Here is a 26,633-nt window from a genome sequence, read left to right as displayed (position 1 = left end):
AACCATAGTTTCGGCGCATGTCGATCTCGCGTCTCGCTGTTGATGCTGAGCGCCGGCCCCGAACCGGGTGGCGCATCCTCGGATACTTCGTTCTCTGGTTCGCGCTTTACGGGGTTGTGCTGCGCCTGATCGCCGGGCCGCAGCCCACGACGGTCCGCAATGTGGCCGGGCACCTCATGGTCGTGGGGGCGGGGGTCGCCCTGACCGCGGTGTTCCGGCGCTTCGTGGACCGGCGGCCCTGGGCCGATATCGGTCTGGCCCTGCCGGACCGCCGGCAGCTGGCCTCGATCGCCGGTGGTTTCGTGGCCGGGATGGCGGTGGTCGGCCTCTGGTTCGCGATACAGCTCATGCTCGGTACCGCGAAGGTCACCGGTGTCGAGCTGACGGAACGCGGTGTGGGGGGAACGGCCGGGGTGCTGGCCGTGGGGCTTCTTTACTACGCGACGAGCGCGATGAGTGAGGAGGTGGCCTTCCGCGGGTACCTCTTCCAGAATCTCCGTGAGGCGCTGCCCGCGGCCTGGGCGGTCGGTGTCACCGGCCTGCTCTTCGCGTCCGGGCACTTCCTGGGCGGATCCTCCGGTCCGGTGCATGCCGTGATCGGGCTGGTCGATCTTGTACTCTTCTCCTCCTTGATGATCCTCACCCGGCTCAGGACCGGTGCCCTCTGGACGGCGATCAGCTTCCATACCGCCTGGAACTGGGCCCAGGATTGCGTCTTCGGCGTGGGGGTCGCCGGCGAGGACGACTACCACAACGCGTTGCTGCACGTCCGGCTCGACGGTCCGTCGCTGCTGGTCGGCGGGCCCCACAATGTGGACACCGATCTGCTCACGATCCTGCTGGAGGCGGCGTTGATCATCAGCTACTGCTGGTACACCCGTACTCGTAAGCCGACCGGGGTCCGCTCATGAGACGGATCCGCGCCGAACTGCTGTACGCGGTGACCGGCTTGCCGTGGGCCGCCGTGAGCCTGGTGACCGTGGCGGCGATGCTGTTCGCCGGCACCGCCTTGTCGGTCTCGCTTGTCGGGTTGCCCGTGCTGGCCCTGGCGCTTGTCACCGCCCGATCGGCGGCCGGGGTGGACCGTGCGGCGGCCCGGAGACTGCTCGGAGCCACCGTGGAGCCGCCCGGTCCGCGCAGGCCGGGGCGTGGCCTCGTGGGGTGGACCCGGGAACGGCTGCGTGACCCGGCCGGGTGGCGCGCCCTGCTGTACCGCGTCGTGAAGGCGCCGCTCGCCCTGCTGGCAGCGGTGGTGAGCGTGGTCTTCTGGGGGTACGGGCTGGTGGCGCTCACCTATCCGGCGTGGTGGTCGTTGGTACCGGCCCAGGCCGACAGCCATGGTCGCGCCCGGCAGGGCATGGGTCTTGTCGGGGATGTCTATCTGGACACCTGGCCGAGGGCCCTGGCCACGGCTGGAGCCGGGGTGGTTCTGCTCGTCGTGGCACCCTGGGCGGTCCGCGCGGCGGTCGTACCGGACGTCTGGCTCATCCGCGGCCTGCTTCGCGGGGGCGGGCCGGCGGACCGGATCCGCGACCTGGAGCAGACCCGCGCGCACGCTGTCGCGGACGCGGCCGTACGGCTGCGGGCCATCGAGCGTGACCTGCACGACGGCGCCCAGCCTCAGCTCGTCGCGCTTGCCATGCGGTTGGACATGGCGCGCACCATGCTCGGGGACGACGGTTCGCCACCGGATCTGGACCGCGTCGTCGCGCTGATCGACGCGGCGCACCGCGGCGCCACCGACGCGATCGGTGATCTGCGTGATCTCGCGCAGGGCATCCATCCGCCGATCCTCGACAAGGGTCTGGAGGCCGCGCTGCACACCGTCGCCGCCCGCAGCGCCCTGCCGGTCGAGCTGTCCGTCGCCCTGCCACGCCGCCCGTCGGCGGCGGTGGAGACCTGCCTGTATTTCTGCGCCACCGAACTGATCAACAATGCCGCCAAGCACAGTGGCGCGCGGCGGGTCACGGTCGACGTGAGCGAACGGTACGGGGCCGTCCGCCTGAGGGTTCACGACGACGGGACCGGCGGCGTCCGCCTCGGCGGTGGCACCGGCCTGGACGGGCTGATCGAGCGCCTCCGCGCGTTCGACGGCCGCCTCGAGGTCGACAGCCGGCCGGGCGGACCGAGCACCGTCACCGTGGAGGTACCCGAGCTTGCCTGACCTTCATCAGCCCTCTCGCCTGCGGGTCGTGCTCGCCGAGGACGCCGTCGTGCTCCGCGACGGGCTGGCCGAGCTGCTCGATTCCTACGGGCACGAGGTCGTCGCCGCGGTGGCCGACGCCGGGGCGCTGCTCGCAGCGGTCGCCGAGTACCGCCCGGACGTCACCGTGGTGGACATCCGCATGCCGCCCACCCACACGGACGAGGGCCTCCGCGCGGCCGTCGAGCTGCGGCGTACATACCCCCGGCTCGGTGTTCTGGTCTTCTCCCAGTACATCGAGGCGCGGTACGCGACCGACCTGCTCGCCGTTCGCGCCGGGGGAGTCGGCTACCTGCTCAAGGAGCGGGTCACCGACGTCAGGTCGTTCATGTCCGCGCTGACCCGGGTCGCCGCCGGCGAGACCGTGCTGGACCCCGATGTCGTCGTGCAGCTGGCCGGCGCCAACCGGCACCGGGAGACCCTCGACCGGCTCACCGCGCGCGAGCAGGAGGTGCTCGGCCTGATGGCGGAGGGCCGCTCGAACACCGCGATCGCCCAGCTGCTCGCCATCAGCGACGGGACGGTGGAGAAGCACGTCAGCGCCATCTTCGGGAAGTTCGGCCTGGCCGCGGCGGACACCGATCACCGGCGGGTGCTGGCGGTGCTGCGTTACCTGAAGGGCTGAGGGTCCGGGAGGGTCAGGGTCACCCGGGTCGCGGCTTCGCCGTCCAAGGAGTACTGCGCGTGGAGGTCGAAGCCTTCCAGCGCCCACACGTCCCAGGGGCCGTAGTCGCCCAGGAAGCGGTCGCGGTAGGGGTCGCCCGACTCTTCGGGGCGGCCCAGCGACGCCCACAAGGCGGCCCGGCGCGGCACCGAGCCGGCACCGCCGGGGATCTCTCCGCGGTAGGACGAGAATCCGTTGTCGCCGTGGAAGTGGAGGAAGATCGCGGTCACCACGCCGTGGGCGTCGGCGGCGAGCTCCACGCCGGATTCGCGGGCCAGGTACGAGCGCGACAGACCCGAGCCGACCGCGGCGCCGGTACGGGGGATGAGGCCGTACTCCTGGCAGATCTGCTGAACACGGACCTCGAGGACCGTGCGGCCCAGCAGCTGAGTCAGGTCCGTGCGTGCCGGAGCCGGCGGCGGGTCTACCGGGTCGGTGTGGTCACGGAAAGCCAGGGGCTCGTGGGAGCCGGCGTTGCGGGGGCCGGGCTTGGTGCCGTACCGGTCGTCGGGGCGGTACGCGTGCTGATCCGGATCTGCGCGACGCTCGGGAAATCCCATGGTGTCACTCCACGAAGGCCTTTCACTGTGAGCGTTTGGATCACCACCCTAAGCCGCTCCGGGAAGGCGCCTCAAGGGATGAACGGACAGGTGAGTCTGACCGATGTCATTCCCCGGAACGGGGTGCCGTACACGTCCGCGTGATCCTTCCGGTGTCGTTTCCCGGCTGGTCACGGCGGCTTCGCCGGGACGTCGTGGTGATCGCCTGAACTTCCCGGGAGGGCACCCGCGACCGTCGCCGGGCGAGCCCGCGCGGAGGAGATCGTGGCTGACCGCCGACAGGTGCTGCGCATCGGTGCACTGGCAGCCGGGGCACCCGCCGTGCTCGGGGCGACCGGGGCGCCCGCGGAGGCCGCCCCGCACCGGCCCGGACGGCCGCCGTCGCTGGTCATCGGGCATCGGGGCGCGTCCGGCTACCGGCCTGAGCACACCCTGGCCTCGTACGAGCTGGCCGCGCGGATGGGTGCCGACTACATCGAGCCGGACCTGGTGGCGACCAGGGACCACGTGCTCGTCGCCCGGCACGAGCCGGAGATCGGCGGGACCACCGACGTCGCCTCGCGGCCCGAGTTCGCGTCGCGGCGGCGCACGGTGGTGCTCGACGGGATGGCGGTGACCGGGTGGTTCACCCACGACTTCACCCTGGCCGAGCTCAAGACGCTGCGGGCCACCGAGCGGATCCCCCAGGTACGCCAGCACAACACGCTCTACGACGGGCTGTTCGAGGTGCCGACGTTCGAGGAGGTCCTGCGGCTGCGGGAGCGGCTGTCGCGGGAGCTGGAGCGCGAGATCGGCGTCTACCCGGAGACCAAGCACCCGACGTACTTCCGCGGTCTCGGACTGGGGCTGGAGACGCCGCTGGTGCGGGCGCTGCGCCGGCACCACCTGGACCGGCACGACGCCAAGGTGTTCGTGCAGTCGTTCGAGGCCCGCAACCTGGAGAGCCTGCACGACGAGTACAGGCTGCGGGCGCCGCTGGTGTTCCTCACGTCGGCGACCGGCGGGCCGTTCGGCGACCCGAAGAGCTACGCCGAGTATCTGACGCCGGCCGGGCTGCGGCAGCTCGCCCGCTACACCGACGGCATCGGACCGGACAAGGTGCAGATCATCCCGCGCCGGGCCGACGACACGCTGGGCACGCCGACCGGGCTGGTGGGCGACGCGCACGCCGCCGGGCTCAAGGTCATGCCGTACACGTTCCGCGCGGAGAACCAGTTCCTGCCGGCGGACTACCGGATCGGCACGGATCCCGCCGCGTACGGGCGGGCGATCGACGAGCAGGTGACGTTCCTGCGTACCGGAATCGACGGGCTCTTCACCGACCAGGCGGACATCGGCGTGCTCGCCCGGCAGCTGGCGTTCGTCCCGGCCTGACGAGCGACGGCGATCGCGTTCGTCATGGGCGATACTTCGGGACCAGTTCGGTGAGGATCCGGTGAGCGTAGTGACGGGCCTCAGCCGTGGGTGGATTCCCGTTTGCGGCCTTCGTCGCCTCCGGCCCGGCGTTGTATGCCCACAGCATGAGTGTGGCGCGGTTCCCCGGAAGGGACCTCACCTGCCTGGCCAGGTAACACATGTAGGTGCCTTGCGCCATGATGGCGTCCGGTGGTTCAAAGGGGCTCTTCTTGCCATTGTGGTTGGCGTCCTTGCCGAAGGTCGCCCAGGTAGCCGGCTTGAACTGGGCGACTCCCTTGGCCCCGGCCGGCGAGACGGCCCGTGGTTTCCAGTTCGACTCCTGCTCGATCTGAGCGGCGAGCAGCGGGCCGTTCACGGCGGCGCAGGTGCGGGCGGCGGAACGGATCCATGTGACATACGGCCTCGGCACGTTCTTCACCGCTGGTGAGCCCGCGTACGAGGGTGTCGCGCCAGTGGCTGTCAGAGCGCCTCCTGTCACGAAGGCCAGAAGTAGCTTCGCAGTGGCATGCATGAGACAACCATCAGGCTGGACGAACCATTCTTGGAAGTCCCGCCGCCCGAAAGGGCGGCCACGATGCCCCGCAGTGACCTGCCGAGCTTTCTCAGCCGGCCGAGCACACCCCGCCGCCGCCGCGCTTGGCGCGGTACATCGCGGCATCAGCGCCGCGCATCAGCGTCGTCATGTCGTCGGCGTCGGACGGGAACAGGGCGATGCCGATGCTCGCGCCCACGCTGATCTTCCGGCCCTCGATGTCGTACGGCCTGCTCAGCCGGGCGTGGATGCGCCCGGCGATGGTCGCGGCCGACTCGGCGTCGGGGTTGCGGGTCAGCAGGATGGCGAACTCGTCGCCGCCGAGGCGGGCTACGACGTCGTGGTCGCGCAGCGCCCCCTGCAGCCGCCGGCCGACGGCCTGGAGCAGGGCGTCGCCGGCGTGGTGGCCGACCGTGTCGTTGACCCGCTTGAAGCCGTCCAGGTCGAGCAGGAGCAGCCCGATCCGGCCGCCGGTGGCCATGGCGGCCTCGACCTCCTGCTCCGCCCGCTCGAGCAGGTGCGAGCGGTTCGGCAGGCCGGTCAGCGCGTCGTGGTAGGCCTGGCGGGTCAGCTCGGCCATGTGCTGCTGTTCGGCCTGGCGCATCCGGGCGCCGTCGACGATGAGCGCGCCCTCCATGGCGACCTGCCGGGCGAGGGTGTGGTCGCGGCCGCTCCAGTTGCGGACGCCGCTGTCGCCGCACATCACCACGCCGACCGGTCCGGCCGCCGACATCAGCGGCATGGCCAGGAACGAGCGCAGCTGCATCGTCTCGACGAAGCCGCCCGTGCGGACGTCGGTGGTGGTGGTGTCGGAGATCAGCACCGGTCCGTCGACCTTCTGCATGACCTGCCAGACCGGTGAGTCGTCGGCCCGGCGTCCGACGAGGTTGTCGCGCAGCGCCTCGCTCATCTCGTCGGTGAGGCCGACGCCGACGGCGTGCCGGATCATGCCGTCCGGGCCGACGAGGTGCACGGCCGCCCGCTCGGTGCGGAACGCCTCGCCGGTCGCCTTGGCGAGCAGCTGCCCGGCGGCCTCCACGGAGGTGGCCGTGGCGCCCTCCTCGAACAGCTTGCGGATGGTCGCGGTGGCGTGCGCCGTGTATTGCCGGTGCACCTCGGCGGCGAGGACCTGGAGCGTCGCCGCCACCTGCAGTGCCGTGCCGGCGGCGATCTCCGGGCGCATCCGGTCGAGCTCCGTGCCGCTCAGCACCAGGACGCCGACGGTCTGGCCGCCGATGCGCAGGCGGACGGCCATGCGGTCACCCACGCGCACCGGGGGAGCGCCGGCCGAGACCCGGAAGACGCGCCCGGCCAGCCGCAGGTCGTCGGGCGCGGCGGTTCCGCGCGTGGCGGCGGGCCGCAGGCTGCCGTCGTCGGGGTCGAGGGTGAACACGGTGGCGCCCGTCATGCCGCAGGCCACGCTCAGCCGCCGGTCGACGATCGAGAGGATGTGCTCGAGCGAGGGGATGTCGCGGGTCATGACCTCGACGAGGTCCGCCAAAAGCTGGGCCTGCTCGTCCAGCACAGGCAGCAGCGCACCGGTGGCGAGGTCGCCACCCGGCGTACGCACCACGCTGCCCAGGGTCACGGCTCAAGGATCGGCAGCGCGACGACGCGCCTGAGCATCCCGGGGGTGACGTGGCACGCGACACGACGGATTACCGTTTCGGGCGTCGGGGTACCGCCGGCCCGACGCGAGGAGAGGAAGTGCGGACATGAGGGTGTGCGTCGTCGGAACGGGCTATGTGGGTCTCACGACCGGGGTCAGCCTGGCGTTTCTCGGCCACGACGTCACCTGCGTCGACCTGGACCAGGCCAAGGTCGACCTGCTCAGCGGGGGCAAGTCGCCGATCTACGAGCCGCACATGGACGCCCTGCTGGCCGACTCCGCGGAGCGGCTGACGTTCACCACCGACTACAGCAAGGCGGTGCCGGACGCCGAGGTGGTGTTCATCGCCGTGCAGACGCCCTCGCTACCGGACGGCAACCCGGATCTCACCTATCTGCGATCGGCCGCCGAGAGTGTCGGGGAACACATCGGCGGTGACTTCACGGTGGTGGTCAACAAGTCGACCGTGCCGATCGGCAGCAGCAACTGGGTCGACTCGATCCTGCGCGAGTCGTTCGAGCGCGCCCACGAGCGGCGCAGCGACGGCGAGTTCTCGGTCGCCTCGAACCCCGAGTTCCTGCGCCAGGGCGCTGCGATCCAGGACACGCTCTACCCCGACCGGGTGGTCGTCGGCTCGGACAACCCCCGCAGCCTCGACGTGCTCAACGGCCTCTACCGCACCATCCTCAACCAGACCTTCACCCCGCCGACCTACCTGCCCCGCCCGGCCGACCTGGGTGCGGTGCCCATGGTCTCCACCGACCTCGCCTCGGCCGAGCTGATCAAGTACGCGGCCAACGCCTTCCTCGCCCTCAAGATCAGTTTCGCGAACGAGATCGGGCAGCTGGCCGGCCGGGTCGGCGCCGACATCAAGCAGGTGACCCGGGGCATCGGCCTGGACACCCGGATCGGGTCACGGTTCCTGCAGTCCGGCCTCGGCTGGGGCGGCTCCTGCTTCGGCAAGGACACCGCCGCCCTGATCGCCACCGCGGCCGAGTACCACCACGAGATGCCGATCGTCTCCGCCGCGCGGACGGTCAACCAGCTCCAGCGCCGCCTCGTGGTGGACCGGCTCCTGGACGAGCTGCGGATCCTCAAGGGCCGCCGGATCGGCCTGCTCGGCCTCGCCTTCAAGCCGGACACCGACGACCTGCGCGACGCCCCGGCGCTGGACATCGCCCGCATGCTCCTCGAGCGCGGCGCCCGCATCCGGCTGCACGACCCGATCGCCGCCGACCGGTTCCGGCGTGAGCAGCCCGGCCTCGTGGAGTACCTGGCCGACGAGGTCGGGGACGTGTTCGACGACAGCGACGCGGTCGTGCTGGTCACCGAGTGGGCGCAGTACCTCGACCTCGACTGGGGCAAGCTGGCCTCGCTCATGCGTACCCCGGTGATCCTGGACGGCCGGCACACGCTCGACCGCGAGCGGCTCACCAAGCTGGGCTACCGCTACCTGACCCCGACCGGTCGCTGAATACGCACAGGTTCCTGACATTGGCCTGCCAGCGTGCGGGGTCATGCGGATTCTTCCTCTTGCCGCCGCGGCGGCGATGCTGGTGTTGCTCGGCGGTTGCGCGCAAGGGCCGGAGACGCCCCGGCCGGTCTCGTTCGAGGTCGGCGAGGGCGCCCAGGGCGGGGTCACGGTCGCGGAATACGACCTCGGCGACACCGCCTACCGCGACCCGGTCAGCGGTACGGTCAGCGAGCTCCGCGCGGTCGTGCACCACCCGCGCCGGTTCACCGGCCGGCTCCCGCTGATCATCCAGGCGCACGGCTCCTGGTGGGCGTGCGACTCCCAGGACGCGGCGGAGTGGCCGTGCGAGGGCGGTGCCCGGCCGTTCCCCAGCTACCGCGGCTACGACTACCTCGGCGCCGCGCTGGCCGCCCGCAACTTCGTCGTGGTGTCCATCAGCGTGGACGGGATCAACCAGACGTCGTTCGACTACGGCGACCGGGCCCGGCTGATCAACGCCCACCTCGCGCTGTGGCGGCAGCTGGCCGACGGCGGTGGCCCGCTGGCCGGCGTCCTGCGGCCCCTCGCCCGGCACGTCGACATCGGCAACGTCGGCACGATGGGGCATTCCCGCGGCGGCAAGGGCGTCATGTGGCAGGCCTCCGACAAGCACCGCGGGGAGTGGCCGGCCGGTGTGCGGGTCCGGGCGGTGCTGCCGCTCGCGCCGGTGAAGTTCGACGATCCGGCCGGGGACTTCAGCGACACCCTGGTCACCCGGGTCCCGGTCGCGGTCATGACGGGTACGTGTGACGGCGCGACCGGCGAGGCGGGGCAGGAGTACCTCGACGACGCCGAGGGGCGTACGAGGGTGCCGGCGTACTCGGTGTCGGTGACGGCCGCGAACCACAACTACTTCAACACCCGGTGGACGCCGCCCGCGCTGTTCGGCGAGGACGACAGCACCTGCCCCGAGCGGGAGCTGACGCCCGCGGCGCAACGGGACGCGCTGGCCGCGTACGCGATCGCCTTCTACGAGCGCTACCTGCACGGCGACAAGCGCTACGACGCGGTGCTGACCGGCCGTACGCCGCTGCCCGGGGTGACCTCCAAGGCGCGGGTCGTCACGCCGTCACGGTAGGAGGTCGCGCCACGCCCGGACGAGCCCGGCGTCGACCGGCGCGTCCCAGCGGCCGTCCGGGCGGACCGCGCTGCCGGTGTGGAAGGCGTCGACGCCGGCCGCCAGCAGCGGAGCGAGGTGGTACGGGCGCAGCCCCCCGCCGGCGAGGACCCGCGGCGTGCGTCCCGCCTCGGCCGCCAGGGTGGCGAGCCCGGCCCCGGCCTCACCCGGGCCCCCGGCGGTCAGCACGAAGTCCAGGCCGGGCAGGCCCGCGAGGGCGCGCCACGCGGCGGTGCGGTCGGCGGCGTGGTCGATGGCCCGGTGGAACGTCCAGCGACAGCCGTCGATCACGTCGAGGACCGCCTCGACCGCGGCGAGGTCGACGGCACCCGCGGCGTCCAGGAAGCCCAGCACGAACTCGTCGGCGCCGGCCTCGCGCAGGTCCGCCGCCGCCCGGGCGAGCGCGGCCGCGTCGCCGGGCGCGTACCCGTCCTGAGCGCGCAGCATGACCCGGACCGGGAGGCCGGCCGCCGCCCGGACCGCGGCGAACGTCGCGGCGGGCGGGGTGAGTCCCTGCCGGCGCATGTCCGCGACGAGCTCGACCCGGTCGGCGCCGCCCTCGCGCGCGGCCACCGCATCGACGGGGGTCAGCGCGATGACTTCCAAGATCGCATCGGGCACGGGATGCATCGTCCCATACGAGGCTGAACGGGCTCCACCGTGGCGTGGGCGTCCATGTTGGAAAGTGTCTGACCATCGAAGTTCTTCGCCGTAAATCTTGACGTTACCTGAGCAGACTTGTTGAGATGTGTGAACTCATGGGTGGTCCGCTGAAGCGTGCCCGGTGGTCCCGTCGTCCACCGTGGAGCGTCGATCCGCGCTGCCCTCGTCACTTCCGCTCCGAAGGGACCACGCGCGTGAACAGAGCCCGGACCCGCCGGCGGTACGGCCTGACAGTGGCCGCCGTCACTCTCCTAGCCGTCGGCGCCGCGGTACCCGCCGGCGCGGCCCCCGCACCGGCCGGCCCCGCCTGGCACAAGGGCATCCCGCCGATCGCCACCCCGTGGACCGCCGCCGTCGGCCCGGACAACGCCCTCCCCGAATACCCCCGTCCCCAGCTGGTCCGCAGCAAGTGGCAGAACCTCAACGGCGTGTGGGAGTTCGCGAAGGCCGAGGTGGGCCAGGCGGTGCCCGCCGGTCAGGCGCTGGGTGAGCGGGTGCTGGTCCCGTACCCGATCGAAAGTGCGCTCTCCGGCATCCAGCGTCACGAGGACCGGATGTGGTACCGGCGCGCCTTCACCGTCCCGTCGTCCTGGAAGGTCGGCAGCGGGCAGCGTCTCCTGCTCCACTTCGGCGCCGTCGACTACGACTCGAAGGTCTTCGTCAACGGCCGGCAGGTCGCCACCCACCGCGGCGGCTACGACGGCTTCGACGCCGACGTCACCGGCGCGCTGACCGGCACCGGGCCGCAGGAGCTCATCGTCTGGGCCGAGGACCTCACCGACGCCACCGGCCAGCCGATCGGCAAGCAGCGTCGCGTGAGCGACCACGGCATCTTCTACCAGGGCAGCTCCGGCATCTGGCGGACCGTCTGGATGGAGCCGGTGGCCGCCGCCGGCATCGCGGACCTCGGCCTCACCCCGGACCTGAAGACCTCGTCGCTGAAGCTCACCGCGAACGTCGTGAACGGCGAGGGCCTGACGGTACGCGCGGTCGCGCGCAGCAACGGCCGGGTGGTCGGCCGGGCCTCCGGTGCCGCCGGTACGCAGCTCAGCATCGGTGTCCCGAGGCCGCACCTGTGGACGCCGGACGACCCGTTCCTGTACGACCTCGAGGTCACGCTGCTCGACGGCAACCGGGCCGTCGACACGGTGCAGTCCTACTTCGGCATGCGCGAGATCGGCACCACCAAGGGCGCCGACGGCAAGCTGCGGATCGCGCTCAACGGCAAGATCCTGTTCAACATGGCCACCCTCGACCAGGGCTTCTGGCCGGACGGCCTGAACACCGCCCCCACCGACGCGGGCCTCAAGTTCGACCTGCAGCAGCACAAGGTGATGGGCTTCAACGCGGTCCGCAAGCACATCAAGGTCGAGCCGGACCGCTGGTACTACTGGGCGGACAAGCTGGGCCTGCTGGTGTGGCAGGACATGCCGGCCGCCAACACCGGCCCGATCCCCGCCGAGTGGCGCGACCAGTTCGAGGCCGAGCTGCACGAGATGGTCCGCGAGCACCGCAGCTGGACCTCGATCATCGCCTGGGTGCCGTTCAACGAGGGCTGGGGTGAGTGGGACCGCGCGGCCACCGGGCGCATCGCCGACGACGTCAAGCGGCAGGACCCGAGCCGGCTGGTCAACGCGCACAGCGGCGTGAACTGCTGCAACTCGCACGGCGACTCCGGCAGGGGCGACGTCATCGACTTCCACCAGTACCTCGGGCCGGCCTCGCCGTCGCCCGACGGGACCCGCGCCGCGATCGACGGGGAGCACGGCGGCTTCGGCCTCAAGGTCTCCAACCACATGTGGTTCGGCGACGGGCACGCCTACGAGATGGAGCCCGACTCCGAGACGCTCACCCGCAAGTACGTGGAGAACCAGCGGGCGGTGATCGACTCGGCGCGCTCCTGCGGCATCAGCGCGGCGATCTACACCCAGATCACCGACGTCGAGGGCGAGGTCAACGGCTTCTGGACGTACGACCGCCAGGTGCGCAAGATGGACTTCCAGCAGGTCCGGGCCGTCAACCGCGAGATCATCGCCAAGGCCGACGGCAGCGCGGGCAACGTACCGCAGCCGCCGCCCGGCACGCCCGGCCTGACCGGTGTGTCGTTCTACCCGCTGGACGGCACGGCCGAGGACGCGGCCGGCGACCACGACGGCACGCTGGTCGCCGGCCCCGGCTTCGTCGACGGCAAGAAGCGCCAAGGCCTCGAGCTCAACGGCTCGTCGCAGTTCGTGGACACCGGCGCGCCGATCCTGAACACGGCGTCGGACTACACCGCATCGGCCTGGGTCAGGCTCGACAAGGCCGACGGTGCCTTCCAGACCGTGGTCAGCCAGGACGGCGCGAGCGTGAGCGACTTCTTCCTCCAGTACTCCGGCGCCGACCAGCGATTCGCGATGAGCTTCGCGGGCGTACGGGCGCTCGGCCCGGCCAAGCCCGAGGTCGGCCGCTGGTACCACCTGACCGGCGTCCGGGACTCGGTGAAGGGCGAGCTGCGGCTCTACGTCGACGGCGAGCTCGCCGGCCGGACCGGCGCGTGCCTCCCGCAGGCCGCACCGACCGGCAACACCGTGATCGGCCGGGGCAAGTACAACGGCAACCCCGTCGACTTCCTCGACGGCACGGTCGACCAGGTCCACCTCTACGACCGCGCGCTGTCCGATCAGGAGATCAAGCAGCTGTACGCCTCCGGCAACTGACCTGGGGGCACGTGCCGGGCCCGGACGTTCCGGGCCCGGCGCTATTTGTTGCGGCAACTTTCCACCGGGCTGATGATGAGCCATGTTCTCCATGCTGGACCGCAGGCATTCCGTCGCGGCGCCCGGCTTCAGCCGCTGGCTGATCCCGCCGGCCGCCCTCTCCGTGCACCTGTGCATCGGCCAGGTGTACGCCACCAGCGTCTACAAGAACTCCTTCGTCGCGCACTTCGACACCGGCCAGACCGCGGTCGGCATCATCTTCAGCATCGCCATCGTGATGCTCGGCCTGTCCGCCGCGATCGGCGGGACGTGGGTCGAGGCGAACGGCCCGCGCAAGGCCATGTTCGTCTCCGCCTGCTTCTGGGCGGCCGGCTTCCTGGTCGCCGCACTGGGCATCGGTACGCGCCAGCTGTGGCTCGTCTACCTCGGGTACGGGGTGCTCGGCGGCATCGGCCTCGGCATCGGGTACATCTCGCCGGTCTCCACGCTGATCAAGTGGTTCCCGGACCGTCCCGGCCTCGCCACCGGCCTGGCGATCATGGGTTTCGGCGGCGGCGCGCTGATCGCCAGCCCGTTGTCGCGGCAGCTGCTGTCCTTCTACGACGCCGGCTACGACCCGAACGTGGCGACGTCGGTGGCCTCCGGCGGCGCGCTCGTGGCGCTGTTCCTGACGCTCGGCATCGGCTACTTCGCGATCATGATGTTCGGCGTGTTCACGGTGCGGGTCCCGCCCGACGGCTGGACGCCCGACGGCTTCGACCCGGCCTCGGTCAAGGAGAAGCCGCTGGTCACCACGGCGAGCGTGTCGGCCGCCAACGCGATCCGTACGCGGGCCTTCTGGCTGCTCTGGATCGTGTTGTTCTGCAACGTCACAGCCGGCATCGGCATCCTCGAGCAGGCGAGCCCGATGATCCAGGACTTCTTCCGCGACTCCGGCGGCACGTCCACCGTGGCGGTCGCGGCCGCCTCCGGCTTCGTCGGGGTGCTGTCGCTGTTCAACATGGGCGGCCGCTTCGCCTGGTCGTCGACCTCCGACGTGATCGGCCGCCGGCGCATCTACATGATCTACCTCGGCGTCGGGATGGTCCTGTACGCCCTGCTCGCCTCGGTCGGGCACACCGCCGTGGGGCTGTTCGTGCTGCTCGCCGGCGTCATCCTGTCGTTCTACGGCGGCGGCTTCGCCACGGTCCCGGCGTACCTGCGTGACCTGTTCGGCACGTACCAGGTGGGTGCCATCCACGGCCGCCTGCTGACCGCCTGGTCGGCCGCCGGTGTGGCGGGGCCGCTGATCGTCAACGGCTTCCTGGACGCCCAGGGCAAGCCGGGCACCCTCACGGCGTCGGCGTACCGGCCGGCGCTGTTCACCATGGTCGCGGTGCTGCTGGTCGGCTTCGTCGCCAACCTGCTCGTGCGGCCGGTGCCTCCGCGCTTCCATGAACAGCCCGCCGAGGAGAAGGAGGCAGTGGCATGAAGACCTCGCCGGTCCGCCTGGTGATCTCCTGGGCGCTGGTCGCGATCCTGCTCGGGTACGGCGTCGTCCAGACCGCCATCACCGCCGCGAAGCTCTTCCAGTAGGCGCCGAACGCGGCCCGGCACGTGCCGGGCCGCGTTCGGCGTGGCGTCAGGAGAGCGGCGGGTAGGCGTTCGCCATCAGCTGGCGGAACTGCGCCGAGAACCAGGCGCCGGAGATCGGCGCGTTGGCCAGGGCGCCGGTCGGGCTGTTGCCGTTGCGCTCGTTGCCGGTGTAGGCCGGGTCGCACATCCGGTCGAAGCCCTTGCCCTCGTCGTTCGGGATCAGGGTGCTGGAACCGTCCGACTCGCCCGGGGGCTTGACCCAGACGTACGCGTCGATGCCGGCGGCGGGGGCCGCCTTCGGCCGCTCGCCGAGGCCCGCGCCGTCCTGGTTGCACCAGTTGCCGGCGTGGATCCGGCGGTCGATGCGGGACTGGTTGACGAAGGTGTTGACGTCGGTGGACGTGCTTGCCGCGGAGGGCCGGTTCGGGCCGCCCCATCCGTTGCGGGACGTGTCGATGAGCATGCCGATGCCGGAGTCGAAGCCGATGGAGACCAGCTTCTGCCGGAACGCCTGGGCGAACGACAGCTCATCGACGTAGTAGTTCCAGTCCACCCACTTGGACTGCCGCACCGAGGTGCCGTTCACCGACGTGCCGATGGTGAAGTACGGCTCGGTCAGCGCCGAGTAGTTGGCCGTGTTGGTGATGAACCCGTGCACGTTGCGGACGTCGCCGGACGCCCGGGCCGCCTGGAGCATGATGTCCGCGGTGGGGCCGAAGTTCGTGTCCCAGCCGATCCAGCCGTGGTGCGCGGCGTCGACGTAGTTGTAGACGTTGGGGATGGCGCCGAGCTTGTTGAGGGCGTACCCGACACCCTGCACGTAGCCGCCGTTCTGCTTCATCGTGGCGCAGGTCGCGACGTTGGTGTTGGTCACCAGGTTGGGCAGCGAGTCGATCTCGACCACGTTGATGATCCGCAGGTTGCGGTACTTCGGGTCGGCCTGGATCGCGGCGATCGGGTCGATGTACTCGGTCTTGTACCGCGGCAGGTCGTTGACCCCCAGCTCGCCGTTGGAGGCGAGCGCCGAGCAGTCCCGGCCGGGCAGGTTGTAGATCACGAACTGTACGTAGCCGGCGCCCTGGGCGATCGCGGCGTCCAGGTGGTCGCGCAGGCCCATCGCGCCGTTGGAGCTGGAGTCCGACGTGCCCTCGATCGCGGCGATCCGGTCGAGCCACACGGCGGTCGGGTTGCCGGAGACCCGGTTGCCGCCCGGCTCCGAGTCGGCCTTGGCTTTCCACTCCGGATTCACGTAGCCCCTGGCTCCCGCGTACGGGTTGTCGGCCCTCGTGCCGGGCGGTGGGGGCGTGGTCGGGTCCGACGGCGGGGGGTTCGACGGGGTGGGGCTGGACGGGGGCGGGGGTACCGAGCCGGTGCACTGGGTTCCGTTGAGGGCGAAGCTCGCCGGGGCGGTGTTGGTGCTCGAGTAGTCGGCGTTGAACCCGAGCGTGGCCGTCGCGTTGGTGGCGAGGCTGTTCGCGTACGACGGGCCGGCGACGCTGACGTGCCGGCCGGACTGGGTGAACGTACCGTTCCAGCCCTGGGTGACCCGCTGGTCGCCGGCGAAGTCCCAGGCGAGCGTCCAGCCGCCGGAGATGGGGTCGCCGAGGTTGGTCACCGCGAGATTGCCGGTGAACCCGGTGTTCCATTGGTTGACCGAGTAAGTGACCCGGCAGCCGGCCGCGGCGCTGGCCTGGGACGCGGCGACGGCGATGCCGGCGCCGGTGAGGAGGGTGACGGCGGCCGCGGCGGTCAGGCCGCGGGCCGCTTTGTGGGGACGTGGTCTCATGCGCGAGCGCTCCTCGAGACATGGTCGTGCCCGGGGCAGGCACAGCCGGAAGAGGCCGCCGAGCCGATCGAAGCCTGTCACTGACCCGGCGCCGCCTCCAGCGTATGGGAGCGCTCCCATGACATCAAGACGTCACACCACCGAAACTTTTCGGACCTCTTTCCGTCGCTCGGCAACGAGCCGCTCCCGGCACGTGCGGCAGGTTCGGTAGGCTGCCGCCACCGGGAGACGGGGGAGCGGTCATCGAGCAGATCGAGGTGCGGCGGGCCGGGATGCGGGCCGCGGGACTGCGGCTGTCCGTGGCGGCCGGCAGCGTCACCGGCAACCGCTATCCCGCCAACTTCGACGTGCTGCATGTCGACCCGGCCCGGCCGCTCGTCGTCGTCGCGGACGGGATGGGTGACGGCCGGGGGAGCGCGATCGCGGGGCGTACGGCCGTCGACACCTTCGTCGCCACGGCTGTGGCCGACCCGGCCGGGCTGTACGCCGCGGTCGCCGAGGTGCAGGCCCGGGTCCGCGCCGCGGGTGCCGGTCTCGGGGAGCTGACGGGCTGCACCCTGACCGCCTTCGTCGCCGACGAGCAGGGGCCGGGCGCCTGGCTCGTGCAGCTCGGCGACTCGCGGGTCTACCGGCTTCGCGGCGGCCTGCTCGAACTGCTGACCACCGATCACACGGTCGCCTGGCTCGGCGCGGTCCACGGATGGTGGCCTGCCGACTCCGCGGAGGCGCATGCCGCGCGGTACAGGCTCACCCGCTACGCGGGCCATCCCGGCTCGCCGGAGCCCGACGTGCTGAGCGTGACCGTGCGCCCGGGAGACACATATCTGCTGTGCACCGACGGGCTCAGCGAGCAGGTCGGCTACGAGCGCCTGGCCGGGGTGCTCGGCACCGCCGCGGATCCCGCCAGGGCCGTGGACACCCTGCTCACCGACTCGCTGGCCGCCGGCGGCGAGGACAATGCGACGGCCGCGGTGCTCCGTGCCGGAACGGGAGGCGGCGATGGCTGAGGTCGCTCTGCGCCTCGTACGCGACGAGGACCTGGACACCATCTACGACCAGATGCGCGACCCCGAGGCGGTGCACATGGCGGCGTTCACCGCCGAGGACCCCGACGACCGGGCCGCCTTCGACGCGCACCTGCACCGGCTCCGGACCACACCGGACATCAAGCTGCGCGCGGTCACGGTGGACGGCGAGCTCGCGGGGACGATCGGCTGCTTCGTGGTGGGCGGGGACACCGAGATCACGTACTGGCTGGACCGGAAGTGGTGGGGGCAGGGCGTCGCGACGGCGGCCGTACGGATGTTCCTCGCCACCATCCCGGTGCGGCCCATCACGGCCCGGGCGGCCAGCGACAACGCCGGCTCGCTCGGGGTGCTGCGCAAGGCCGGCTTCCGGAAGATCGGCACCGAGGTGGCGTACGCGACGGCGCGCGGGCGCGACATCGAGGAAACGGTGCTACGTCTGGACGCCCGCGAGGCCTAGGCTCATCCGATGGCGTTGATCGTCGTGCCCTATCACCAGGACGAGCGGCTGCCGGCCGCGCTGCTCCCGCTGTCCGCCGGGCGACCGGCCGTGGTCGTCGACCCGGAATTGCCGCCGGGCGACCTGTGGACCCGCCTTGCCGCTCTCGACGAGGCGGTGGCGCAGGCGGTGGCGGCCGCCGGCGAGCCGGTGACGATGGTGTCCGGCGACTGCCTGCTCGGCGTGGCCGCCGTGGCCGGGGCGCAGCGCACGGGTCTGGATCCGGCCCTCGTGTGGTTCGACGCGCACGGCGACGTGCACACCCTCGCCTCGACCACCTCCGGGTATCCGGGCGGCCTGTCGCTGCGGCTGGCCCTCGGCGGCGACCCGTCGCTGGTGGGCAAGCACCTGGGCCTGCGCCCGGTCGCCGAGGAGCGCGTGGTGCTCGTCGGCGCCCGCGACCTCGACCCGCCCGAGGTGTCCTTCCTGGCCGCCAGCCGGATCCGCCGGACCACGGTGACCGGCCTGTCCGCCGCGGAGGTGCCGGACGGGCCGCTGATCGTGCACGTGGACGTCGACGTGGTGGACCCCACCGAGCTGCCCGGCCTGCTCTTCCCGGCACCCGGCGGCCCGCCGGCGTCCGAGGTGGTCGCGGCGGTACGCCGGCTGCGCGCCACCGGCCGGGTGGCGGTCCTCGACATCGCCTGCCCGTGGCAGCGGACCGCCGACTCCTCCGCCCGCGCCGCGCTCCTCGAGGCATTGATCGGGTAGAGTCGCCCGCAATCCATCGGCTCCCCGGAATGACGCCGCAGCGTGGGAGCCGAGCCGCCGACGAGGTGTGCCCGGAGGGAGCGGCAGCACTGCTGCCTACCCTCTGGAAGGAACCACCCATGACCATCGGCATTGGCCTGCCCATCGGCGACATTCCCGGTCTGCTCACCTGGGCGCGCCGCGCGGACGCGGGCCCGTTCCGCACCCTCGGCCTGCTCGACCGCCTCGTGTACGGCAACCCCGAACCGCTGGTGGCGCTCGCTGCCGTGGCGGGAGCCACCAGCCGTATCCGCGTCCAGACCGAGGTTCTGCTGGCGCCGCTGCGCCAGACCTCCCTGCTGGCCAAGCAGGCCGCGACCCTGGACGTCGTCTCCGGCGGCCGCTTCACGCTCGGCCTCGGAGTGGGCGCGCGCGAGGACGACTTCCACGTCGCCGGTCAGGAATTCCGTCGCCGGGGGCGCCGCCTCGACGAGCAGATGGCGGAGCTGGCGCGGCTGTGGTCGCAGGGGCCGGTGGGTCCTCCGGCACGCCCGGAGATCCTGTTCGGGGCATTCCGCCGGCCCGCGTTGGACCGGGTCGCGCGTTTCGGGGACGGCTTCCTCGGTGCGGCGCCGCCGCGCTACCTCGGCACGTTGTTCCGTACGGTGGAGACCCTCTGGACCGAAGCCGGACGACCCGGCCGTCCGCGGCTCGTCGCCCAGGGCAACGTCGCGCTGGGCCCGGACCGGCTGGTGGCCCAGGCCCGGAGTGCGCTCGCCGGCTACTACGGCGGCGGCTACGATCCCGGACTGCTCGACACGCCCGCCCGGATCCGGGACTTCATCCGCACCTGCGAAGGCCTCGGCGCCGACGAGGTCATGCTCTACTGCTGGGCGAGCGACCCGGATCAGGTGGACCGTCTCGCGGATCTGGTGGGCTGACGGGGCGCCGCCGGAAGATGCCGGCGCCCCACCGCATCGGCGGGGCACCGGCACCCGGCCCCTCGGAAAGGTCTCGGGCGTCCGCAATGGGGTAGCGCCCGACCCACCCTAGGGCTACGGTCCGCGACCGAGCCTTAGCCGCGTCTCAAGTCTTCCGCAGGGAATGGTTAAGAGCGTCGATCTGCGCCGTACGCGACGCCTGCACCTGCCGGGCGAAGGCGAGCGCCTCCCGGTTGCGCCCGGCTGCCGTCTCGGCCTCGGCCAGCCGGACTGCTTCCCGCTGGTGGTCGGCGAGCAGGCGCGCGAAGGCGGCGTCGAAGGCGGTGCCCGGCGTCTTCGCCAGCGTTGCCACCTCTGCCGGTGATTTCGCCGGGGCCGGTGGCGCCGGGCGCCCCCACGCGGTCAGCCAGCCGCTGAGCCGGGCGACCTCGTCCTGCTGGGTGGTCACGACGGCGCCGGCCAGCGTGCGCAGCTCCGGCCGGGAGGCCCGCTCGGCGCCGATGCGGGCGATCTCCGTGCCGGCCCGGTGGTGCGGGATCAGCGCCCGTACGAAGGTGACGTCGGCGTCGTTGAACTCCGGCGAGACCGCAGCGGTCGCGGGCAGGCCGGCGGGGGCCCTGCCAGGTGCGGGCGGGTCGCAGCCCGTGGCCAGCGCCGCGGCGGCCACCAGCGTCATGACGGCCGTGAGTCCCCGCAGCGTTCGCACGCCATGAATCTACGACCGTCCACCCACTACGGTAAAGAACCTTTACCGGATGGGATGGAAGCGGGTGGGCGCCGGCCGCCGGCTCTCCCGGCTGCGCATCCGCAGGCGCAGCAGCAGCGCGACGCCCAGGAACACCAGGACCGCGCCGACGATCAGGCCCGGGCCCAGCAGCGACGGGGTGCCACCGTTCGAGGCGGCCGGGACGGCACCGATGGTGTCGCGGGACTCGGCCGGCTCCGGCTCGCCGGTCGCCTCCGGGCCGGGGTCGCTGTACTCCGGGTCGTCGGACTCCCCGGGCGTGGGCGACGGCGTCTCGGTGGGCGCCTCGGTCGCCTGTGACTGCTGACCCACCACGGAACTCTGCCCCGAAGTCTCCTGCAGGAGTTTGCCCGCCGCATCGAACGCCTGGGGCTGGAAGCGGACCTGGCCGGTCTCGGCGTCGTCGTCGAAGCTGATCCGGTAGCGGGCGGTCACCGTCCGGCCACGGCACAGCTCGCCGGGGTCGAACTGCACGTCGGTGATCCGGGCGACGTCGCCGTCCGTCTCCACGCGTACGGGAAAATCGCCATCGTCCTCGACCCGGCCGACGTCGACCTGGCCGACATCGGGGCCGTCCACCCGCAGCACCAGCGACCAGCGCACCTTGCGGCAGCGGACGCGGTCGGTGGACGCCACGACGGTCAGCGTCCGGCCCTCGGAGCCGGCCCCGAACGTGGCCGGCAGCTCGGTGATGGTCACCTCGGAGCCGGGTTCCACCGCGGTGGCCCGGCCGGGCAGGGCGAGGTTCGCGGCGGCGACGGCCAGAGCGGTCGTCACCAGCGCCACGCGATGCCGCACAGCAATCATCCCCTTACGCAACATCACGAATGGACCCGCATCGTCAGGTAGTTCGGCGCTGCGGCGCGAAAGGTTCACCCGCGGTGGAGGATCACTCGTCCAGCAGTTTTATTTTTGCCTTAGCCGGGGGTTTCGAACCGGTGTCCTCCCTGGTCAGGCCCCGTCTCAGGGGGTGGGCTAGCAGAGCCGTGCAAACTTCCCGGCAAAGATGTGCCCGAACGTTCATCCGAAGCGGTCCCACACACGTAGATGGGGGAGGGCAGGGACCGGGGACAACGCACCGTAAGGAAAGGAAGGACCCACCGGACCGCCCGACAGTAATGAGCGCGGGGCATCCCCCACGGATGCCGGCGTCTGCGAACGCCCACGACGGACGCCACACCGCTGCGGAAAACGAGGAGCTATGGCCCGGACGAAGACGAAAGAACGATCCGCCAGTCGTGTGGACGTCGAGATGGGTTCCACGGGTGGCCGGACCCCACCCTCCAAGCTCACCGTCGCCCTGTTCGGCACGTCGATCCTCGCGGCGATCTGGGCCCTGATGATGCTCATCCCCGCGGGACGCGTCGCCTACGTGTACATCTTCTTCTACCTCGAGTTCTACATGGGCGTGCTGACGCTCGTGTCGCTCTCGATCACGATCATGATCGGCCTGGTCTCCACCGACCGGCTGGTGCTCTCGATCCGCCAGCGCCTGCTGCTGCAGTCCGCCCACCGGACCACCGGCGTCATGGCCATCTCCGCGCTCGGTATCCACCTCTGGACCAAGTTCGCCGAGGGCCACATCCGGCTGATCGACATCGTCATCCCGTTCCTCTACCCGGGCTTCAACAGGGTGTTCGTCGGGTTCGGCACGCTCTCCGCCTGGATCATGGTGATGGTGATGTGGACCGGCATCGCCCGGGCCCGCTTCATCGGCCGCGGCAAGCCGTGGATGTGGCGCGCCGTGCACAGCGTCTCCTACCTGATGTGGCCGATCGCCCTGATGCACGGCCTGAACGCCGGCCGCCCCGGCGCCGTCTGGGTCATCGTCAGCTACGTCGTCTGCGTGCTGGCCGTGCTCATCGGGCTCGCGGTGCGCATCGCGGTCGGCCTCAACCGGCGCAAGGACTTCGCCTCGCAGACCGGCACGGCCGGCGGCACCGGCGGCATGAAGCCCGTCGGCAAGCTCGCGCCCGCCGGGCCGATCGTGAAGGGCCGCGGCAGCCGCAAGCGCCGTGAGGAGCCGGTCGTCTCCGACCGCGGCAACGCCGTCGAGAGCTGGATCCCCGCGACCCCGGCCCGCCCGGCGCCGCCCGCCGCGCCCGAGCCGATCGCCCGGCCGGTCAGCGCCGCCCCGGCCCCGGTCAGCGCCGTCTCCGCCGCGGAGCGTGACGAGCGCCGTCCGCGCCGCTACGTGGACGAGGACGAGCGCGCCCAGCGCCACCGTGACTTCACCGACGCACCCACTCAGCGCTGGCAGTTCGAGGACGAGGACGACATGCCGGCGCCGCGCTCGCGCCGCTACGAGGACGACGCGCCGGCACCTCGCCAGCGGCGCGCCGCCGGGGCCGAGCGGTTCGACGAGCCGACCCGCGCGATCTCCCGCCGCGCCCTGGAGGACGGCCTCCGCGGCTACGACGACGACGAGATGCCCGCGTCGCGCGGCCGCCGCCGTGCCGACGACGCGTACGACGAGGCGCCGCGGCCACGCTCCCGCCGCTACGCCGACACCGAGATGGACGAGGAACCGGCGCCGCGCCCCCGGGCCCGCCGGTACGCCGCCGACGACGACATGCCGGCCCCGCGCCCGCGCTCCCGGTACGCCGAGGACGACCGGTACGAGGAGGCCCCACCGCCGCCCCGCCGGGCCGCCCGGTACGCCGACGATGAGCCGGTGCGCCCCTCACGGTCACGAGCATCCCGTTACGCCGCGGAGGACGAGGATGCGCCCCGGGCCCGGCGCGACCGGGGCGCCGACATCGACCGCGCCGACTCGGGACGGCACAGCCGCAGTGAGTTCGTGGATCTCGCCGCCGACGACCCGAACTACCTGGAACCCGACGACACGCCGACGCTCGTCGACATGGCGCAGCGTCGCGCCCGCAAGGCGACACAGCAGGAACCCGTGCGTACCGGATCGGGCCGGGGGGCCCGCAGAGGATCCCGGGGACGCGCGGTCGATGAGGCAGCTGACGACCGGTACTGGGCGCAGTTGCGAGGGGAAGCACAGTGATGGAGCGCAGCGGAATCACCATGAGGCTCAGTGACCTTGCTAGCGGCGATGACACGCGAAGCGGGGAATCGGCGTGAGTGACAGCAAGGTTCCGCCCGTGACGTCGATCGGGACGCCGCGGATCACCGCGGGTTTCGACGAGTACGGGCGGCTCGACCTGCTGGCGCACCAGGAGGTGCACGGCGGGTTCGCGGCCCTTTCCAGCGGTGAGCTGATCGGCCTCGCCGACCGGATCGAGTTGCGCGGCCGCGGCGGGGCGGGTTTCCCGTTCGCCCGCAAGCTGCGCGCGGTGCTCGACTCGTGCCGCCGCCAGGACCTGCCGCCGATCATCGTGGTCAACGCCACCGAGGGCGAGCCGCCGTCGTGGAAGGACAAGTCGATCCTCACCCGCGGCCCGCACCTCATCCTCGACGGTGCCGCGCTGGCCGCGGCCGCGCTCGACGCCGAGGAGATCGTCATCGGGATCGCCGACGACGGCATCGGCCAGGAGTCGCTGGCCGCGGCCCTCGGCGAGCGCCGGATGCCGGTGCCGACCCGGATCGTCACCGTGCCGCACCGTTTCATCTCCGGCGAGGGCGGCGCCCTGGTCCGCGGCATCAACGGCGAGGCGCACATCCCGCCCGGCCGCAAGGTGCGCTCCAGCGACAACGGCGTGGCCGGGCTCCCCACCCTGCTGTCCAACGCGGAGACGTACTCGCAGCTGGCGATCGCCGCCCGGCTGGGCCCCTGGGAGTACAACGCGGTCGGCATCCCCGAGGAGCCCGGCACGGTCATGCTGACCGTCGGCGGCTCGTCGACCGCGCCCGCCGTGGTGGAGGCGCCCACCGGCACCCCGCTCATGGAGGTGCTCGAGATGTGCGGCGCCGACATCGGGCCGGGCCTGCTCGTCGGCGGCTACCACGGCAAGTGGATCAGCGCGGAGGCGGCCAGGACGGTCACCATCTCGCGCAAGGGCTTCGCCAAGGTCGGCGGCACGCTCGGCGCCGGCATGCTGATCCCGATCGGCTCGCAGACCTGCCCGCTCGGCGAGGTCGCCCAGGTCGTGCAGTACCTGGCCGGCGAGTCCGCGGGGCAGTGCGGGCCGTGCCGGCTGGGCCTGCCCGACCTCGCCCGCGCGGTGACTCTCGTCGCGCTCGGCGGCAGCGCCCTGGAGAACGTGCGGCAGGCGGCCGGCGTCGTGAAGGGCCGCGGCGCCTGCAGCCACCCGGACGGCACTTCCCGGTTCGCCCTGTCGGCCCTCGAGGTCTTCGCCCGCGACGTGGAACTCCACGCGAACGGCGAGGGCTGCGGCAAGCAGGTGCGCGGCATACTGCCGCTGCCGTACCACCAGGCGCAGGGCGCGCGGAAGCTGGCGCTGGACTGGTCGCGCTGCGACGGGCACGGGCTCTGCTCGGCGGTCGCCCCGGAGATCATCCGGCTGGACGCGAACGGCTTCCCGGCGTTCCCCCAGACCCCGCTGCCGCCGTGGCTGGAGAACGGCGCCCGCAAGGCCGTCAACGTCTGCCCGGCGCTGGCCCTGCGACTGACGGAGGCGGGCAAGAAATGAGGATCAAGGTCCTGCTCGCGACGGTCGCCGCGGTCGCCCTCCTGGCCGGGTGCGGGGGCACTGCTACCGCGACGCCGCCGGCCGCCGCGGTGCCCTCGGCGCTGACCTTCACGGGCAAGACCTTGGACGGTACGCAGTTCGACGCGTCGACCCTCGCCGGCAAGCCCACGATCCTGTGGTTCTGGGCGCCCTGGTGTGCCACCTGTGCCAGCGAGGCCATGTCGATCGCCGACATCCAGAAGGAGTACGCGGGCCGGCTCAACATCCTCGGGATCGCCGGGATGGGCGGCAACAAGGAGATGCACGAGTTCGTCTCCGACCTCGAGGTGGGCGCCGTACCGCACCTCGACGACGAGCCCGGGGCGATCTGGCGGAAGTTCGGCATCACGGAGCAGAGCACGTACGTCATCCTCGACCGCACCGGCCGCGTCGTGGTGTCCAGCTACCTCGACGACCTGCAGCTGACGTCGAAGGTCAAGGCGCTGGTGGCCTGAGGCGTGGAAGCGCCGCTGCTGCTCGCGCTCACCGCCGGGATGCTCGGTGCGGTGAACCCGTGCGGCTTCGCGCTGCTGCCGGCGTACCTGTCGGTGCTGGTGGCGGGTGACCACAGCGGGCCGCGGGCGGGGATCGCGGCGGTCGGCCGCGCGCTGCGCTGCACGGCGGCGCTGACCCTGGGGTACGTCGCGGTCTTCGCCGGTTTCGGCCTGCTGCTGACCCCGCTGGCCGGGTGGCTGCAGCCCCGGCTGCCGTGGCTGACGGTCGTCTTCGGCGCCGGGCTGGCGCTGCTCGGCGGGTGGCTGCTGGCGGGCCGGTCGCTGCCGGCGCCCGGGCGGGCCCTGCGGGCACCGCGGCTGACCGGCACGGCCGCGTCGATGGTGCTCTTCGGGATGGCGTACGCGGTGGCGTCGCTCGGCTGCGCGATCGGGCCCTTCCTGGCGCTGGTCGCATCGAGCCTGCGGGCCGGGTCGATCGGTGAGGGAATGGCACTGTTCGTCAGCTACGCGGCGGGGATGGGGCTCGTCATCGGCGTCACGGCGATCGCGATCGCGCTGGTCCGGGTCTCCGCGGTCACCCGGTTGCGCCGCGTGACCGCCTACGTCCCGCGGGCCGGCGGCGCGGTGCTGCTGGTCGCCGGCGCCTACGTGGCCTGGTACGGCTGGTACGAGATCCGTCTCACCAGGAATCTGCGGACTTCCGGGCAGGATCCCGTCGTGAATCTTGCCACCGGTATCCAGCACGAGTTGAGTGGGCTGGTCGGGAGGCTGGGCGCGGGCTGGTTCGCGCTGATGCTGGCCGGCCTCGTGCTGGCAGCGCTCCTGCTGTCCCGCCGCCGCCGTACCTCAGTGGGGAGTTGATTGTGGACACCGCGTACCGCGTGAGTCCACTGCGCCGGGGGGATCCGGAGTGGCTCGGGGAGTACCAGCTGACGGGCCGGCTCGGCTCGGGTGGCATGGGTGTGGTGTATCTGGCGGAGGATCGTGACGGCGCGTTCGTGGCGGTGAAGTTGATTCATGCGTCGTTGTCGGATGATCCGGAGTTTCGGGATCGGTTCCGGTCTGAGGTGGAGCGGGCGCGGCAGGTGCCGTCGTTTTGTACGGCGGAGGTGTTGGATGCGGATCTGGATCATCGTCCGCCGTATCTGGTGGTGGAGTTCGTGGATGGTCCGAGTTTGGGTGAGGTGGTGGAGCAGCGGGGTCCGTTGCGGTCGGCGGGGTTGCATTCGCTGGCGGTGGGGGTGGCGGCGGCGTTGGTGGGGATTCATGGTGCGGGGGTGATTCACCGGGATTTGAAGCCGGACAATGTGTTGCTGGCGCCGGGGAGTCCGAAGGTGATCGAT

The 26,633-nt window shown here is 71.8% G+C and carries 24 protein-coding genes; 17 read left to right on the top strand and 7 right to left on the bottom strand.

The genetic code is table 11. The features are described from left to right. Positions 1–17: 17 nt before the first annotated feature. The 3 genes from AB0368_RS07455 to AB0368_RS07445 are packed head-to-tail and all read left to right on the top strand — an operon-like array spanning position 18 to position 2,828. On the top strand, positions 18–911 hold the full coding sequence (locus AB0368_RS07455; RefSeq protein WP_366152955.1) for a type II CAAX endopeptidase family protein: 894 nt from the start codon (positions 18–20) through the stop codon (positions 909–911). Next, complete coding sequence (locus AB0368_RS07450) at positions 908–2,164, top strand: sensor domain-containing protein (protein ID WP_366152954.1); 1,257 nt, start codon at positions 908–910, stop codon at positions 2,162–2,164. Before AB0368_RS07455 ends, AB0368_RS07450 begins: the two co-directional genes overlap by 4 nt. 19 nt (positions 2,165–2,183) lie before the next feature. Then, positions 2,184–2,828, top strand: coding sequence for a response regulator transcription factor (locus AB0368_RS07445; protein WP_366153346.1), 645 nt, complete (start codon positions 2,184–2,186; stop codon positions 2,826–2,828). On the opposite strand, the gene AB0368_RS07440 is transcribed toward AB0368_RS07445, so the two are convergent. After that, a complete protein-coding gene (locus AB0368_RS07440; RefSeq protein ID WP_366152953.1) occupies positions 2,813–3,427 on the bottom strand; it encodes a hypothetical protein in 615 nt (204 codons plus the stop codon). The two genes, AB0368_RS07445 and AB0368_RS07440, sit on opposite strands and share 16 nt — an antisense overlap. Positions 3,428–3,691: 264 nt before the next feature. Here AB0368_RS07440 and AB0368_RS07435 point away from each other — a divergent pair, with 264 nt between their 5' ends. After that, positions 3,692–4,801 (top strand): glycerophosphodiester phosphodiesterase, encoded by a 1,110-nt coding sequence (locus AB0368_RS07435; RefSeq protein ID WP_366152952.1) that lies wholly within the window; start codon positions 3,692–3,694, stop codon positions 4,799–4,801. A gap of 22 nt (positions 4,802–4,823) precedes the next feature. Here AB0368_RS07435 and AB0368_RS07430 read toward each other — a convergent pair whose 3' ends face one another. Both AB0368_RS07430 and AB0368_RS07425 read right to left on the bottom strand, forming a co-directional pair. Further along, positions 4,824–5,261: a lytic transglycosylase domain-containing protein gene (locus AB0368_RS07430; RefSeq protein ID WP_366152951.1), complete on the bottom strand. Its 438-nt coding sequence runs from the start codon at positions 5,259–5,261 to the stop codon at positions 4,824–4,826. A 184-nt stretch (positions 5,262–5,445) separates the two neighbouring features. After that, complete coding sequence (locus AB0368_RS07425) at positions 5,446–6,963, bottom strand: sensor domain-containing diguanylate cyclase (RefSeq protein WP_366152950.1); 1,518 nt, start codon at positions 6,961–6,963, stop codon at positions 5,446–5,448. 127 nt (positions 6,964–7,090) lie between these two features. Between AB0368_RS07425 and AB0368_RS07420 the strand changes: the two genes are divergently transcribed. Both AB0368_RS07420 and AB0368_RS07415 read left to right on the top strand, forming a co-directional pair. Further along, the gene (locus AB0368_RS07420; protein ID WP_366152949.1) at positions 7,091–8,458 is read left to right on the top strand and encodes a UDP-glucose/GDP-mannose dehydrogenase family protein; all 1,368 of its coding nucleotides are present in this window, start codon (positions 7,091–7,093) and stop codon (positions 8,456–8,458) included. 43 nt (positions 8,459–8,501) lie between these two features. Next, complete coding sequence (locus AB0368_RS07415) at positions 8,502–9,575, top strand: hypothetical protein (protein ID WP_366152948.1); 1,074 nt, start codon at positions 8,502–8,504, stop codon at positions 9,573–9,575. Here the strand turns inward: AB0368_RS07415 and AB0368_RS07410 are convergent. After that, the gene (locus AB0368_RS07410; protein WP_366152947.1) at positions 9,567–10,235 is read right to left on the bottom strand and encodes a copper homeostasis protein CutC; all 669 of its coding nucleotides are present in this window, start codon (positions 10,233–10,235) and stop codon (positions 9,567–9,569) included. The genes AB0368_RS07415 and AB0368_RS07410 overlap by 9 nt on opposite strands. Before the next feature lie 236 nt (positions 10,236–10,471). Between AB0368_RS07410 and AB0368_RS07405 the strand changes: the two genes are divergently transcribed. Both AB0368_RS07405 and AB0368_RS07400 read left to right on the top strand, forming a co-directional pair. Continuing rightward, positions 10,472–12,976, top strand: a complete 2,505-nt coding sequence (locus tag AB0368_RS07405) for a LamG-like jellyroll fold domain-containing protein (RefSeq protein WP_366152946.1) — start codon at positions 10,472–10,474, stop codon at positions 12,974–12,976. Positions 12,977–13,058: 82 nt separating this feature from the next. Continuing rightward, positions 13,059–14,447 (top strand): OFA family MFS transporter, encoded by a 1,389-nt coding sequence (locus tag AB0368_RS07400; protein WP_366152945.1) that lies wholly within the window; start codon positions 13,059–13,061, stop codon positions 14,445–14,447. 150 nt (positions 14,448–14,597) lie between these two features. On the opposite strand, the gene AB0368_RS07395 is transcribed toward AB0368_RS07400, so the two are convergent. Continuing rightward, positions 14,598–16,337: a glycoside hydrolase family 6 protein gene (locus AB0368_RS07395; protein ID WP_366152944.1), complete on the bottom strand. Its 1,740-nt coding sequence runs from the start codon at positions 16,335–16,337 to the stop codon at positions 14,598–14,600. A gap of 272 nt (positions 16,338–16,609) precedes the next feature. Here AB0368_RS07395 and AB0368_RS07390 point away from each other — a divergent pair, with 272 nt between their 5' ends. From AB0368_RS07390 to AB0368_RS07375, 4 genes are all read left to right on the top strand, one after another. Beyond that, the gene (locus AB0368_RS07390) at positions 16,610–17,344 is read left to right on the top strand and encodes a protein phosphatase 2C domain-containing protein (protein WP_366152943.1); all 735 of its coding nucleotides are present in this window, start codon (positions 16,610–16,612) and stop codon (positions 17,342–17,344) included. Continuing rightward, positions 17,337–17,822 carry a GNAT family N-acetyltransferase gene (locus tag AB0368_RS07385; protein WP_366152942.1) on the top strand — a complete coding sequence of 162 codons (486 nt, stop codon included), beginning with the start codon at positions 17,337–17,339 and terminating at the stop codon, positions 17,820–17,822. Before AB0368_RS07390 ends, AB0368_RS07385 begins: the two co-directional genes overlap by 8 nt. Positions 17,823–17,831: 9 nt before the next feature. Continuing rightward, positions 17,832–18,572: an arginase family protein gene (locus AB0368_RS07380; RefSeq protein ID WP_366152941.1), complete on the top strand. Its 741-nt coding sequence runs from the start codon at positions 17,832–17,834 to the stop codon at positions 18,570–18,572. 119 nt (positions 18,573–18,691) lie between these two features. After that, the gene (locus tag AB0368_RS07375; protein ID WP_366152940.1) at positions 18,692–19,492 is read left to right on the top strand and encodes an LLM class flavin-dependent oxidoreductase; all 801 of its coding nucleotides are present in this window, start codon (positions 18,692–18,694) and stop codon (positions 19,490–19,492) included. Between the two features lie 145 nt (positions 19,493–19,637). Here AB0368_RS07375 and AB0368_RS07370 read toward each other — a convergent pair whose 3' ends face one another. Both AB0368_RS07370 and AB0368_RS07365 read right to left on the bottom strand, forming a co-directional pair. Further along, on the bottom strand, positions 19,638–20,198 hold the full coding sequence (locus tag AB0368_RS07370) for a DUF305 domain-containing protein (protein WP_366152939.1): 561 nt from the start codon (positions 20,196–20,198) through the stop codon (positions 19,638–19,640). Positions 20,199–20,240: 42 nt separating this feature from the next. Continuing rightward, positions 20,241–21,035 carry a hypothetical protein gene (locus AB0368_RS07365; protein ID WP_366152938.1) on the bottom strand — a complete coding sequence of 265 codons (795 nt, stop codon included), beginning with the start codon at positions 21,033–21,035 and terminating at the stop codon, positions 20,241–20,243. 442 nt (positions 21,036–21,477) lie between these two features. On the opposite strand from AB0368_RS07365, the gene AB0368_RS07360 reads away from it, so the two are divergent. The 5 genes from AB0368_RS07360 to AB0368_RS07340 all read left to right on the top strand — a co-directional run. After that, the gene (locus AB0368_RS07360) at positions 21,478–23,250 is read left to right on the top strand and encodes a translation initiation factor III (RefSeq protein WP_366152937.1); all 1,773 of its coding nucleotides are present in this window, start codon (positions 21,478–21,480) and stop codon (positions 23,248–23,250) included. Positions 23,251–23,323: 73 nt separating this feature from the next. Next, on the top strand, positions 23,324–24,796 hold the full coding sequence (locus AB0368_RS07355) for an NADH-ubiquinone oxidoreductase-F iron-sulfur binding region domain-containing protein (protein WP_366152936.1): 1,473 nt from the start codon (positions 23,324–23,326) through the stop codon (positions 24,794–24,796). Continuing rightward, the gene (locus AB0368_RS07350) at positions 24,793–25,290 is read left to right on the top strand and encodes a redoxin domain-containing protein (RefSeq protein ID WP_366152935.1); all 498 of its coding nucleotides are present in this window, start codon (positions 24,793–24,795) and stop codon (positions 25,288–25,290) included. Before AB0368_RS07355 ends, AB0368_RS07350 begins: the two co-directional genes overlap by 4 nt. 3 nt (positions 25,291–25,293) lie before the next feature. Further along, positions 25,294–26,151 carry a cytochrome c biogenesis protein CcdA gene (locus tag AB0368_RS07345; RefSeq protein WP_366152934.1) on the top strand — a complete coding sequence of 286 codons (858 nt, stop codon included), beginning with the start codon at positions 25,294–25,296 and terminating at the stop codon, positions 26,149–26,151. 2 nt (positions 26,152–26,153) lie between these two features. Beyond that, positions 26,154–26,633 (top strand): serine/threonine-protein kinase (locus AB0368_RS07340; protein WP_366152933.1); only part of this gene is annotated, 480 nt, incomplete at its 3' end.

The organism is Actinoplanes sp. NPDC051475 (assembly GCF_040689425.1).
In the GTDB taxonomy this organism is placed as follows: Bacteria; Actinomycetota; Actinomycetes; order Mycobacteriales; family Micromonosporaceae; genus Actinoplanes.
Note: the sequence above shows the minus strand (reverse complement) of the source record. Positions and strands in the feature narration are given on the sequence as shown.

What these genes read in the sequence shown, in the direction of transcription:
- AB0368_RS07375 (WP_366152940.1), top strand. Translation starts at nt 18,692, where the DNA reads ATGACCATCGGCATTGGCCTGCCCATCGGCGACATTCCCGGTCTGCTC.
- AB0368_RS07395 (WP_366152944.1), bottom strand. Translation starts at nt 16,337, where the DNA reads ATGAGACCACGTCCCCACAAAGCGGCCCGCGGCCTGACCGCCGCGGCC.
- AB0368_RS07380 (WP_366152941.1), top strand. Translation starts at nt 17,832, where the DNA reads ATGGCGTTGATCGTCGTGCCCTATCACCAGGACGAGCGGCTGCCGGCC.
- AB0368_RS07440 (WP_366152953.1), bottom strand. Translation starts at nt 3,427, where the DNA reads ATGGGATTTCCCGAGCGTCGCGCAGATCCGGATCAGCACGCGTACCGC.
- AB0368_RS07420 (WP_366152949.1), top strand. Translation starts at nt 7,091, where the DNA reads ATGAGGGTGTGCGTCGTCGGAACGGGCTATGTGGGTCTCACGACCGGG.
- AB0368_RS07455 (WP_366152955.1), top strand. Translation starts at nt 18, where the DNA reads ATGTCGATCTCGCGTCTCGCTGTTGATGCTGAGCGCCGGCCCCGAACC.
- AB0368_RS07390 (WP_366152943.1), top strand. Translation starts at nt 16,610, where the DNA reads ATGCGGGCCGCGGGACTGCGGCTGTCCGTGGCGGCCGGCAGCGTCACC.
- AB0368_RS07350 (WP_366152935.1), top strand. Translation starts at nt 24,793, where the DNA reads ATGAGGATCAAGGTCCTGCTCGCGACGGTCGCCGCGGTCGCCCTCCTG.
- AB0368_RS07450 (WP_366152954.1), top strand. Translation starts at nt 908, where the DNA reads ATGAGACGGATCCGCGCCGAACTGCTGTACGCGGTGACCGGCTTGCCG.
- AB0368_RS07415 (WP_366152948.1), top strand. Translation starts at nt 8,502, where the DNA reads ATGCGGATTCTTCCTCTTGCCGCCGCGGCGGCGATGCTGGTGTTGCTC.
- AB0368_RS07385 (WP_366152942.1), top strand. Translation starts at nt 17,337, where the DNA reads ATGGCTGAGGTCGCTCTGCGCCTCGTACGCGACGAGGACCTGGACACC.
- AB0368_RS07400 (WP_366152945.1), top strand. Translation starts at nt 13,059, where the DNA reads ATGTTCTCCATGCTGGACCGCAGGCATTCCGTCGCGGCGCCCGGCTTC.